We start from the raw sequence: 11,842 nt of genomic DNA, 5'->3' as shown, positions 1-11,842 counted from the left end.
GCGCCATCCGGGGCTGAAGCTGTTCATCGTGACCGACCTTGTTCCGATCCGCCCGTCAGGCCGGCAGCTTGAAGTCGGCGACCGAGCGGCGCAGGTCGGCGGCCAGTTGCGCCAGGTTTCCAATCGACGCGGCGGTCTGGTTCGCACCCTGCGACGTCTGCGCGGTAATCGACTGGATGGTGTTCATCGTGGCGGTGATGTTCGATGCCGCGCTGGACTGCTGCTGCGCCGCGCTCGAGATGCCCTGAATGAGGTTGGACAGGTCGCTCGAGACCTTTTCGATCTCGCCCAGCGCCGTACCCGCGTCTTCGGCCAGTCGCGCACCGGCGACCACTTCGGACGTCGTCTGTTCCATCGAGGACACCGCTTCGTTGGTGTCGGACTGAATCGTCTGGACCAGCGTTTCGATTCGCTTGGTCGCGTTCGATGCGCGTTCTGCGAGTCGCTGCACTTCGTCGGCCACCACCGCGAAGCCGCGGCCCGCTTCACCCGCCGAGGCCGCCTGGATTGCGGCGTTCAGCGCGAGGATGTTCGTCTGTTCCGAGATGTCGTTGATCAGTTCCACGATCGAGCCGATTTCCTGCGACGACTCACCCAGTCGCTTGATTCGCTTCGAGGTTTCCTGGATCTGGTCGCGAATGCTGTCCATGCCCGCGATCGTCTGGCGCACCACGCCCGCGCCCTTGGTCGCGATCTGCACCGAGCGCTGCGCCACGTCCGCCGATTCGGCCGAGTTGCGCGACACCTGGTTGATCGACGCCGCGATTTCGCTGATACGGCTGGAGGCGGAGTTGATTTCCTGCGCCTGGTGTTCGGCGGCCTCGGCCAGGTGCATGGCGGTGGCCTGCGTTTCCTGCGCGCTGGCGGCGACCTGCACCGAGGTGTCGGTAATCGTCTGCACCAGGCTGCGCAGCTGTTCGACGGCGAAGTTGATCGAGTCCGCGATCGCGCCGGTCATGTCCTCGGTCACGGTCGCCTTTACGGTCAGGTCGCCTTCTGCGAGCGAACCCATTTCGTCCAGCAGGCGCATGATCGCCTCCTGGTTGCGGTCGTTGAGTTCCTTCGTGGTCAGGTAGCGCTTCTTCTGCTGGCTGTTCAGCGAGACGACCAGGAACACGATCGCGAACAGCGCGATGAGGCCGGAAACGATCGACACCAGGATGTGGCCGATCGGGTTGGTGCTGCGCACCGAGCCGAAGGAGGTGAAGGCGCGGAACAGCGCCTGGCTGTCGGTCAGCAGCTTGTTGGAGCCGCCGGTGATCGACTCGGCCGCGGCCTGCGCGGCGAACAGGTTCTGCGAGGAGGACAGGATCGCGTCCAGGTCCTTCTTCATTTCCAGCCACAGCGTCTCGGCCTGGCCGAGGGCGGCGATGGCGTTGGCGTTGCCCAGCGGGGTAACGCCGAACGCGGCGTCGCCCTTGCGCAGGCCGGTCAGCACGTTGCCGAACACCGCGGCGTCACGACCCAGCGCTTCACCGGCGAGGGCGGCGCCGCTGCCGCCGGCGCGGATCTGCGTGATGCGTTCGGCCATCTTGCCCGACAGCACGACCTGGCGAAGGGCGATGTAGACCTGCGAGGACGGCGAGCCGGACGCCGACATCGCGCGGACCAGCTCGTCCAGTCTCGCCTGCAGCTGCGGCACGCGGCTGGAGAAGCTGTCGGCGTTGCCGGCCAGCGCCAGCACGGCCTTTTCGGACGCGACCACCTGGTCGGCGCTCTTGCCCAGCGGCGCCCAGGTGCTGGTGACGGTCTGGATCGGGCCGGACACGCCGGCGGTGCCGCCGAAGTTGGCGTTGAGCTGCTCGACGTCCTGCACGATCGCCGAACGCGTTTCCTTGAACGCGGCGAACGCGGCGGCGTCACCGCTCACCGCTTCCTGGCCCTGCACGGCGAGCTTCTGCGAGTTCACCTGCAAGTCGGAAGCCGAGGAGCTCGCACCACCCAGGCGCGCGGCCTTCCAGGTGGCGTAGCCGGTATTCAAACCGAAGATGAGCACCGAGACGCCCAGCACGATCAGCCAGGTGTTGACGCCAAGATTGCGGCCCTTGCCGGCAGCGCTATCCATAACAGTGCTCATGGTTGAACCTCAACGTTGCTGATGCGGTGCGGCATGTCGGACGCCGCCTGGCGGAATTCGGGAGTGCGGGCAAGCCTGTCCAGGCTGAAGATGCCCCACGTGTGTGCGTCGAGGCGGTAACCGCGCTCGACGAAGTTCGCGTAACGGCCCTGCGTCAGCGCGACGACGGCTTCGTCGTCGGCCTGCTCGGGCGAAAGTTCGATGCGGTGCTGCTCGTGGAAGCTGCGCTGGCCGTAGAGCTCGTCGATCAGCACCGCCACGTCGCCGCCGGGCTGGCGGACGAGCAGGATGCGCTGGCTCTCGTGCAGGACGGTGCGCTCGCCTTCAAGGAACTGCTTGAGGTCGACGATGGGGAGCAGGTTGCCGCGCACGTTGGCCAGACCCAGCAGCCAGGGCTGCGCGCCCGGCACCTGGGTGACCTGCGGAAGCGGCAGGATTTCCAGCACCTCGCCGAACCCCGACGCGAGGCGGCGGGCGCCGATGCGATAGCCCACGCCGCGCCAGAGGCCGGGGGCGTCGAGCTGTTCGGGCAGGCCGACCACGTGCGCCAGGCTGCGGCGCTCGTAGTCCACCAGCACGTCGAAGGGCGACTGCAGCATCGCGGTCCCGCCTCAGGCGCCCAGCAGGGCGTTGATGCGGGCGATCAGTTCGTCCTCGCGCGGCGGCTTGACGATGTAGTCGCGCGCGCCCTGGCGCATGCCCCAGGCCTTGTCGGTGTCCATGCCCTTGGTGCTGACGATCAGCACCGGGATGGTGCTGGTGTCGGCGTCGCGCGACAGCGCGCGGGTCGCCTGGAAGCCGTTCATGCCCGGAAGCACGACGTCCATCATCACCAGGTCCGGCTTCTCGCGCTTGCAGGTCTCGATGCCGTCCTCGGCATTGCCCGAGGCCAGGACCTGATGTCCGTTGCGCTCCAGGAGCTGGGTCAGGACCGCCGTGTCGGTCGGCGAGTCCTCGATCAGAAGAATACGTGCCATTTGTGCCCTACCCCCCGGTCAGGCGTTTACGTGCGTGCGGATCGCGTCGAGCAGTTCTTCGCGTGTGAATGGTTTGGTGAGGTACTGCTCGGAGCCGACGATGCGACCGCGTGCCTTGTCGAACAGGCCGTCCTTGGACGACAGCATGATGACCGGAGTGCCTTTGAACAGGTGGTTGTTCTTGATCAACGCGCAGGTTTGGTAACCATCCAGCCGCGGCATCATGATGTCCACGAAGATGATCTGCGGCTGTTGATCGGCGATCTTCGCCAGCGCCTCGAAGCCGTCGGTGGCGGTCACCACCTCGCAGCCCTCGCGCTTGAGCAACGTCTCGGCGGTTCGGCGGATCGTCTTCGAGTCATCGATGACCATGACCTTCAGACCGCCGAGGCTGCCGTTGCGGACCTCGTCTAGCATTTTCGAATTCCCCCATGCGAATGCCGCCGTGTGCGTGCACTTCGCCAGTCGCCTTTATTCCAAGCCGCGCGGAAGCTGTCAAGCAGCGTTTTCTGCGGGCAAGCTGAATGCGCCGCGGAGCCGGCCGGGCCGGTCCGCATCCGGATCGTGCTGGTGGGACCGCCGGGGGCGGTCACGCGACGATGTTGGGCACGCGCATTGCATATACCGGAAAGAAGTGACGTTTCCGAGCACCCGGGCTTCAAGCCGGGACACGGGTCTCAGTAGTCGGGCGCGCGGTCGACGACGCCGGACGAACCGTTTTTTGCACGGGAAGGCCAGCGCACCGCCGTGCTCCCGCCCCCTGCTACCATCGCCCGACCCTCGCCCCCGCCAACGCCATGCCGCTCGACATCGTCGTCGTGATGGACCCCATCGGGTCGATCAAGATCGCCAAGGACTCCACCTTCGCCATGCTCCTGGAAGCCCAGCGCCGCGGGCACCGGCTGCATTACGTCCGCCCCGGCGGGCTGTCCGTCCGCGACGGCAAGGCGCAGGCGATCGTCGCCCCGCTGCAGGTGCGCGACGACAAGAACGGCTGGTACGAACTGGGCGACTTCGCGCCGCTGCACTTCGGCCGCGGCCAGGTCGTGCTGATGCGCAAGGACCCGCCGGTCGACAGCGAATACATCCACGACACGCAGATCCTCGGCCTCGCCCAGGATGCCGGCGCGCTGATCGTCAACGACCCGCAGGGCCTGCGCGACTACAACGAGAAGCTCGCCGCGCTGCTGTTCCCGCAGTGCTGCCCGCCGACGCTGGTGAGCCGCGATCCCGCGGCGCTGAAGGCTTTCGTCAACGAACACACCGACGCGGTGCTCAAGCCGCTGGACGGCATGGGCGGGCGTTCGATCTTCCGCGCGCATGCCGGCGAGCCGAACCTCAACGTGATCCTGGAAACCCTGACGCAGGGCGGCTACAGCCTCGCCATGGCGCAGCGCTACCTGCCGGAGATCACCGACGGCGACAAGCGCATCCTGCTGGTCGATGGCGAGCCGGTGGATTACTGCCTGGCGCGCATTCCACAGGGCGACGAATTCCGCGGCAATCTCGCTGCCGGCGGCCGCGGCGAAGGCCGTCCGCTGAGCGAGCGCGACCGCTGGATCGCCGCGCAGGTCGGCCCGGAAATGAAGCGTCGCGGCATGCTGTTCGTCGGCCTGGACGCGATCGGCGACTACCTCACCGAGGTCAACGTCACCAGCCCGACGTGCATCCGCGAGCTCGACGCGCAGTTCGGCATCAACATCGCCGGACTGCTGTTCGACGCGATCGAACGCAGGGCGGGCGCGTGAAATCCCGACGCCGATCCGATCCGGCCATCGCACAGAACGCGTACGCTTCGAAGGCATGAACGCCGCAGTCGCCACTCCCTACGAATCCACCGGAAACGGGCGCGTCAGTGCGACGTTCGTGCTGTCGCTGCTGGTGCACGGCATCGTGCTGCTGGGCGTGGGCTGGACGCTGGAGACGGCGGCACCGGTGATGCCCACGCTGGACGTGATCCTCACGCAGACCACGAGCGCGCTCACGCCCAAGCAGGCCGATTTCCTCGCGCAGGCGAACAACCAGGGCGGCGGCGAACACGACAAGAGCACGCGTCCGCGCGAAGCGCAGTCCGGTCCGTTGCCGCAGGCGACGACGGGCATCGCGCCGCGCACGTTGCGCGCGCAGTCGCCCGCGCCGCAGCCGGCGCCGCAGGCGCGCGTGGTCGCCAGCACGCGCGGCGAAACCGCGACGCCACCGCCGCGCAGCACGCCGTCGCCGAGCGAACGCCCGCTGCCGCGTGGCGAGGAAAAGATCGAGCGCGACATGCAGATGGCGCGCCTGGCGGCCGAAATCCACATGCGTTCGGAGCGCTACGCGAAGCGGCCGTCGCGCAAGTTCGTGTCGGCCAGCACGCAGGAATACGCGTGGGCCGGCTACCTGCGCGACTGGGTCGATCGCGTCGAACGCGTGGGCAACCTCAACTATCCCGATGAAGCGCGGCGCCGCCGGCTTGCCGGGCAGGTGGTGATCAGCGTCGCGGTCCGTCGCGATGGCTCGGTCGAACGCGCCGACATCGTGCGCACCAGCGGCATTCCGCTGCTGGATGCCTCGGCGCTGCGCATCGCGAAGCTCGCCGAACCCTATCCGCCGCTGCCGCGCACCGACGAAAACCCGGACATCCTGCACGTCACGCGTACGTGGAACTTCCTGCCGGGCGGCACGCTGGTCGACGAGTGATCCCGGCCGCGCCGGGATGATGGGATCGAAACCCCGCTACTTGACGCGCCGATCAGCGCTTCGATTCCCGCAGCGCCTGCTGTTCGCGCAGCGTCAGCGCGACGTTGTTTCGGAGATAGGCAGGCTCGATGCGTTCGGCGGCGACCGCTTCGCCACGGGCGAACGCCTTCGCCGCAAGACGCGCGACGTCCGCGGCATGCGGCAGCTGCGACGCATCGACCGATAGGAAACGCGCCGCGAGCCGCTGCGACAAGGCGTTTTCGGCAGCGTCGAATCCGGTGCCAACGCCGAGCCACCCCCCCTCCTCGCCCGGCACCACGACATCGGCGGGCGCGCTGACGCGCTCCTCACTCAACGCACGTGCGTCGCCGCCCTGCACTTCAAAGGCCGCCGAATACACCTCGCCCATGCGTGCGTCGATCGCGGCGAACACATGCGATGCGCCCTCGCTCGCGGTGTCTGCACGCATCGCCAGCGCAGCGAGCGTCGACACCGGAACGACAGGCCGATCGAGCGCGAGCGCGATCCCCTGCGCCAACGCGATGCCCAACCGCACACCCGTAAAGGCGCCCGGACCACGGCCGACGGCGATCGCATCGAGCTGCGATCGCTTAACGCCTGCCTCGGCGAGCAGTTCCTCGGCCCAGGGCAACGAAAGTTCCGCGTGCCGGCGAGGCGCCAGTTCGAACCGCTCACGCACGTCGCCGTCGATGGACAGCGCGACGGAAAGGGCTTCGGTGGAGGTTTCGAAGGCGAGGAGCTTCATGGGGTTCGGATGGGATTCGCGATTGGAGGAGCGTACCGCTTTTGGCCCGGATGCCCGCGAAAGCCGAGGCCGGGACTACGGCGTCATGTGCCCGTGGGCTGCGTGCCGTCTTCGAAAAACGCCGCCACATCCTCCACGCGCCGCGTCTTCGGCAGCGGCGGCAGCGAGTTGAGGAAGACGCTGCCGTAGGTCTTGCTGGTCAAACGCGGATCGCACAGAACCAGCACGCCGCGATCATTCTCGTTGCGGATCAGGCGGCCTGCGCCCTGTTTCAGCGCGATCACCGCCTGCGGCAGCTGTTCGTCGCGGAACGGATTGCCGCCGTTGCGGCGGATCGCATCCAGGCGCGCCTCGAACACCGGGTCGTCCGGCGCGGCGAAAGGCAGCTTGTCGATCACCACCACGCTGAGCGCATCGCCGGCGACGTCCACGCCTTCGCGGAAACTCGCCGCGCCCAGCAGCACGCCGTTGCCCGACGCGCGGAAGCGTTCGAGCAGCACCGCACGCGGCGCTTCGCCCTGCACGAACAGCGGCCACGGGCCATCCTTCAGCAACTCGGCCGCCTCGCGCAGCGCGCGATGCGAGGCGAACAGCACGAACGCGCGGCCGTTCGATGCTTCGAGCACCGGCCGGACCTTGTCGATCATGCTCTCGTTGTAGTGCCGCACGATCGGCTCGGGCAGTCCGCGCGGCAGGTAGCACAGCGCCTGCGTTTCCCAATCGAACGGACTGGGCACCAGCAGTGTGTGCGGCGGATCCTCGCCCTTGAGATACAGGCCCAGTTTGATCGCGAAGTGTTCGAAGCGCCCGCCAACGGCGAGCGTGGCGGAGGTGAAGATCCACGCCGCCTGCGAACGCGCGCGATGTTGCGCCAGCGGGCCGGCGACATCCAGCGGCGTGCGGCTCAGGCGGAAGCCGCGCGCGGTGAGCTCGTACCAGAGCACGCTTTCGTCGGCGTGCTTGCGCGACGGCTTGGCATCGCTGTCAGCCGCCTCCGTCGTTTCGACCGAATCAGCGTTTTCCTCGTCCTCGTCGACCGGGACGTCCTCGCCATCGCGCCAACGCTTCAGGCGACCTTCGAATTCCACCGCACGCGCCGCGCACGCATCGAAACCCGGCGATGCAGACGCATACGGCACGACGGCCGCATGGAACGCGCGCAACGCGGCATCGAGCGCATCGAACGCGGCTTCGACATTGGCGTCCTCGGCCGCGCGACGTCGCGTGCCACGCACGGGCAACTCGTCCATCGCAGCACGCACCGCACGCACGCCCTGCTCCAGCGCGCGCGCCGGTTCCTGCACGGCGGCCAGCGCGGACGGCACCTGCTTGCATTCGGTCAGCGCATCGCGCGCGAGTTCCACCAGCGGCCGTGCGCTGAGCGCTTCGCCGAAGAACTGCGCGGCGAGTTCCGGCAGCTGGTGTGCCTCGTCGACGACGAACGTCTGCGCGCCCGGCAGGATCTCGCCGAACCCTTCCTGCTTCAGCGCGAGATCGGCCAGCAGGAGGTGGTGGTTGACGACGACCAGGTCGGCGGCCTGCGCACGCTGGCGCGCCTGCACGACGAAGCAGTCGTTGAAGAAGGGGCACTCGCTGCCGAGGCAGTTCTCCGCGGTGCTGGTGACCATCGGCAGCAGCGGGGAGTCTTCCGGCAGCGCGTCGAGTTCGGCCATGTCGCCCATGCGCGTGCGGCCGGACCACGCGACGATGCGCTGGAACTGCGCGGCCATGTCGCGCGACGTGAAGCGCGGCTCGCCCTGCGCCTGTCGCATGCGGTAGTGGCACAGGTAATTCGCGCGACCTTTGAGCAGCGCCGTCTTCAGGCCGACGCCAAGCGCGTCGCGAACGCGCGGCAGGTCGCGATGGTAGAGCTGGTCCTGCAACGCGCGCGTGCCGGTGGAGACGATGGTCTTCTTGCCCGACAGCAGCGCCGGCACGAGGTACGCGAACGTCTTGCCGGTGCCGGTGCCCGCTTCGGCGAGCAGCGTGCCGCGTCGATCCATGGCGTCGGCGACGGCCGCGGCCAGGTCCAGCTGCGCCGGGCGCGAGGAAAACGACGGGATGTTCTTCGCCAGTTCGCCGCCTTCCGACAACGCCTCGCGGCTCGCCTGCGCCAGCCGGCTCGGCACGCGCGCGTCGACGGAGCGCGCCTCGACGGAGCCTGCGTCGGAAGACACGTCGTCGAGGCGGGGTTCGGTTGGCGATGGCGCCGGGGCTTGCATGATCTCGACGGGTTCCTGTGGTGGCGCGCGCGAGGTCCGCGCATCCGGCCATCCCACGTGGCCGCCCCACTCACGACACCTGCCGATCACGGGAATCCGCGGCGACGCCGCGGCACGGACCTATTCTAGCCGGCGGCGGGTGGACTCGCCGGGAGGGCGAGGCTCAGAAGCGCGCCGGCGCCGCGACGGTGCAGGCGTCGCGCTCGCGACGCGCGTCGGCGACGGTTTCGCCGGGGACTTCCACCGGAACCGGACGCACCTGCCGCACCTGCGCGATGGTCTCCCAGTGGCGACGGCACAGCGGGCCGACCTTCGAACCGCGCTCGATGCCGAGTTTCGCGTAGCGCTCGGCGCCCGCGAGATCCTTCACCAGCAGCGCGGCTTCGGCGCGTTCCTGCAGCAGCGCCGGATCGTCCGGGTTGAGTTGCAGCGCCTGGTCGAGCGCCTCGATGGCCTGCGCGTACTGGCCGGCCTTTTCCAGGCGTTCCGCGTCCTCGCGCAGGTCGTCGACCTGCGGATCGCGGATCGGCTGCACGTCGAGCTCGGTGCTGGCCGCGCCGCCGGCGGCGCGGACCGCGGTGACGGCCGCGACGCCATCGATGCTCGGCGCCGGCGGGGCCGGCGGCGTGCTCGTGCAGGCGGCCAGGACGGCCAGCGCCAGCGTGGTGAAAGCGATGCGGGGGAGGTACGAATACGTCATTACGGGGTCTCTTGCGGCGGCGCCTGCTCGCGCGGGGCCTCCTCTTCCTTCTTGCCGATGCCGAACCAGTCGCGCCAGCCGCCGCTTTCCTCTTCCACCGGCTCCGGCTGCGGACACGGCGCGTACGCCGGCGCGAAACCGGACACATACGCGAAACGACGCGCGCCGGGGCAATCGGGGTCGGTCGTGTTGGAGCCGATCGTCCACTGCCAGTCGATGCCCTTGTTGCCCACCTCCAGCGGCGCGGTGGGCAGGCGCGAGAAGATCGCCGACCACACGCGCATCGCGCCGGTCGCGCCGTACAGGCCGGTTTCCTTGTTCTGGTCGTTGCCGACCCAGATCACCGCAAGGTGGTCACCCGTCCAGCCCGCGAACCAGCTGTCGCGGCCGTCGTTCGACGTACCGGTCTTGCCTGCCGGCGACAGACGACCCAGGCCGTCGCGCAAGAGCTGCGTGCCGGTGCCGTTCGACACGGCCTGCTGCAGCGCGATGGTGATCAGCCGCGCCGCGATAGCGTCGCCTTCCTGCGCGGGCGCGGGTTCCTTGTCGTAGCGATTGAGCGCCTTGCCGTTCGCGTCGAGGACGCCGCGCACGGCATGCAGCGGCTGGATTTCGCCACCCGACGCGAGGAACTGGTACAGCTGCGCCATCGCGTACGGGCTCTGGTCGACCGCGCCGAGGATCAGCGCCGGATTCGGCGCGGCCTCGATGCCGGCGAGGGTGCGGATCAGGCCGGCGATGCGCTCCGGATCGACCTGCATGCCGACGCGGACCGTCGCCTGGTTGTAGGACATCGCCAGCGCATCGATGAGGCGTACCGTGCCGTGGCTGCGGCCGTCGGAGTTGCCCGGATTCCAGTTCTTGTTCTTGCCCAGCGCGACGGTCACCGGCGAATCGTCGACCCAGCTGGCCAGCGAATACTTGCCCGGCTGCGCAAGCGCCAGCAGGTACACGAACGGCTTGAGCAGCGAACCGACGGGACGCTGCGCTTCGACCGCGCGATTGAAGCCGTGCTCGGCGACGCTGCGGCTGCCGACGACGGCGACGACGTTGCCGTTATGCACGTCGGTCACCACCAGCCCGGCCTGCAGCTGCGGACGGCGCTTGTTGTCCAGGCCCTTGAGCGTGCGCGCGACCGCGCCTTCTGCCATCGCTTGCGCCGACGGCGACATGCCGCTCATCACGCTCAGGCCGGCGCCGGCGAGCGCATCGGCGGGGTAATCGCGCGCCAGCTGGCGTCGGATCAGGTCGATGTACGCGGGGAAGCGATTCGCCGCGATGCTGCCCGGATCGGTGGTGACCCCCAGCGGCGCCTTCAGCGCGCGCTCGTATTCGGCATCGCTGATCAGTTTCGTTTCGTGCATCTCGCCGAGCACGAAATTGCGGCGTTCCAGCGCGCGTTCGGGATTGCGGCGCGGGTCGTAGTACGACGGGCCGCGCACGATGCCGATCAGCAGCGCGATCTGTTCGGTGCTGAGGTCCGACAGGTCGCGTCCGAACCAGAACTCCGAACCGGCCGCGACGCCGTGGATGGCCTGCGCGCCGCGCTGGCCGAGGTAGACCTGGTTGAAGTAGGCCTCGAGAATCGTGCCCTTGTCGTAGCGCGCTTCGATCAGCAGGGCGTACAGGATCTCCTTGCCCTTTCGACTGATCGTGCGCTCGCGGCCGATGCCGAGCAGGCCGCTGCGCGCGAGCTGCTGGGTCAGCGTGCTGGCGCCCTGCGTGCTGCCTGTCGCGGTCTTGAACGCGGCGCGGACCATGCCGCTGACGTCGATGCCGTGGTGGCTGTTGAAGTCGCGGTCTTCCACGGCCTGCAGGCCGGTGACCAGCAGTTCCGGCACCTCGCGCAGGCGCACGAGGCGGCGTTCCTCGTTCTTCTGGCCGTAGAGCGTGGCGATGCGCGCCGGGTCGAGGCGGACGGACTTCAGCGCGCGTTTGGCCGAGGCGTCGCGCACCGAGGCGACCTTGCTGCCGGACAGCGCGACCTCGATGCGCCGCGCGGGCACCTGGCCGTCGACATCCTGGAAGCCCCGACTGGAGATCGTCCAGCGTCCGCCGTTGCGCGCGTAAGTGCCCGGACGCGTCCCGTCTCCCTCGTGATAGGCGGCCGCATCCAGTTCGGTCTTCAGCGTGGCCGCGTCGAGCGTGCGCCCCGGCGCCAGTTCCAGCGGACGTGCGTAGACGCGCGTCGGGATCTGCCATTTCAGCTGGCCGAAGCGCTCGCCGACTTCATGGTTCAGGTAGAGGGTGTACGGAATCAGGAAACCCAGCCCGAGGCCGACCGCCGCCAGCACCCAGATGACCAGACGCCGACGCCACTGCGGGGTCTCGGGCTGGTCGATGTCGTCGTTGTCGTCTTCGTCGTACTGGATTCGGGCCACGGCATGGGACAATGGCGGGGCTGCGCCCTCGTGCCCGCGA

Annotated in this window: 10 protein-coding genes; 2 read left to right on the top strand and 8 right to left on the bottom strand. The window is 68.6% G+C overall.

The genetic code is table 11. The annotated features are described in order from the left end of the window. Positions 1–55: 55 nt before the first annotated feature. The 4 genes from ABIE51_RS05230 to pilG are packed head-to-tail and all read right to left on the bottom strand — an operon-like array spanning position 56 to position 3,471. A complete protein-coding gene (locus tag ABIE51_RS05230) occupies positions 56–2,077 on the bottom strand; it encodes a methyl-accepting chemotaxis protein (RefSeq protein WP_115843692.1) in 2,022 nt (673 codons plus the stop codon). Then, positions 2,074–2,673: a chemotaxis protein CheW gene (locus ABIE51_RS05225; RefSeq protein WP_181902855.1), complete on the bottom strand. Its 600-nt coding sequence runs from the start codon at positions 2,671–2,673 to the stop codon at positions 2,074–2,076. Before ABIE51_RS05225 ends, ABIE51_RS05230 begins: the two co-directional genes overlap by 4 nt. A gap of 15 nt (positions 2,674–2,688) precedes the next feature. Continuing rightward, on the bottom strand, positions 2,689–3,054 hold the full coding sequence (locus tag ABIE51_RS05220; RefSeq protein ID WP_115843696.1) for a response regulator: 366 nt from the start codon (positions 3,052–3,054) through the stop codon (positions 2,689–2,691). 18 nt (positions 3,055–3,072) lie between these two features. Next, positions 3,073–3,471, bottom strand: coding sequence for a twitching motility response regulator PilG (gene pilG / locus ABIE51_RS05215; protein WP_115843698.1), 399 nt, complete (start codon positions 3,469–3,471; stop codon positions 3,073–3,075). Positions 3,472–3,851: 380 nt separating this feature from the next. Here pilG and gshB point away from each other — a divergent pair, with 380 nt between their 5' ends. Together gshB and ABIE51_RS05205 are read left to right on the top strand one after the other, a co-directional pair. After that, the gene (gshB, locus tag ABIE51_RS05210) at positions 3,852–4,802 is read left to right on the top strand and encodes a glutathione synthase (RefSeq protein ID WP_192632475.1); all 951 of its coding nucleotides are present in this window, start codon (positions 3,852–3,854) and stop codon (positions 4,800–4,802) included. A gap of 55 nt (positions 4,803–4,857) precedes the next feature. Next, entirely contained in the window at positions 4,858–5,733 is an 876-nt protein-coding gene (locus ABIE51_RS05205; RefSeq protein ID WP_192632474.1) for an energy transducer TonB, read from the top strand. Positions 5,734–5,785: 52 nt separating this feature from the next. Here the strand turns inward: ABIE51_RS05205 and tsaB are convergent, their stop codons facing one another. From tsaB to mrcB, 4 genes are all read right to left on the bottom strand, one after another. Then, on the bottom strand, positions 5,786–6,499 hold the full coding sequence (gene tsaB / locus ABIE51_RS05200; RefSeq protein WP_192632473.1) for a tRNA (adenosine(37)-N6)-threonylcarbamoyltransferase complex dimerization subunit type 1 TsaB: 714 nt from the start codon (positions 6,497–6,499) through the stop codon (positions 5,786–5,788). Positions 6,500–6,582: 83 nt separating this feature from the next. Further along, a complete protein-coding gene (gene yoaA, locus ABIE51_RS05195; protein WP_354504809.1) occupies positions 6,583–8,628 on the bottom strand; it encodes a DNA repair helicase YoaA in 2,046 nt (681 codons plus the stop codon). A 256-nt stretch (positions 8,629–8,884) separates the two neighbouring features. Beyond that, positions 8,885–9,421, bottom strand: coding sequence for a tetratricopeptide repeat protein (locus ABIE51_RS05190; RefSeq protein WP_192632471.1), 537 nt, complete (start codon positions 9,419–9,421; stop codon positions 8,885–8,887). After that, positions 9,421–11,802: a penicillin-binding protein 1B gene (mrcB, locus tag ABIE51_RS05185; protein WP_192632470.1), complete on the bottom strand. Its 2,382-nt coding sequence runs from the start codon at positions 11,800–11,802 to the stop codon at positions 9,421–9,423. The genes ABIE51_RS05190 and mrcB overlap by 1 nt, the downstream gene beginning before the upstream one ends. Between the last annotated feature and the right edge of the window lie 40 nt (positions 11,803–11,842).

The organism is Lysobacter sp. OAE881 (genome assembly GCF_040546665.1).
Taxonomy (GTDB): Bacteria; Pseudomonadota; Gammaproteobacteria; order Xanthomonadales; family Xanthomonadaceae; genus Lysobacter_J; species Lysobacter_J soli.
Note: the sequence above shows the minus strand (reverse complement) of the source record. Positions and strands in the feature narration are given on the sequence as shown.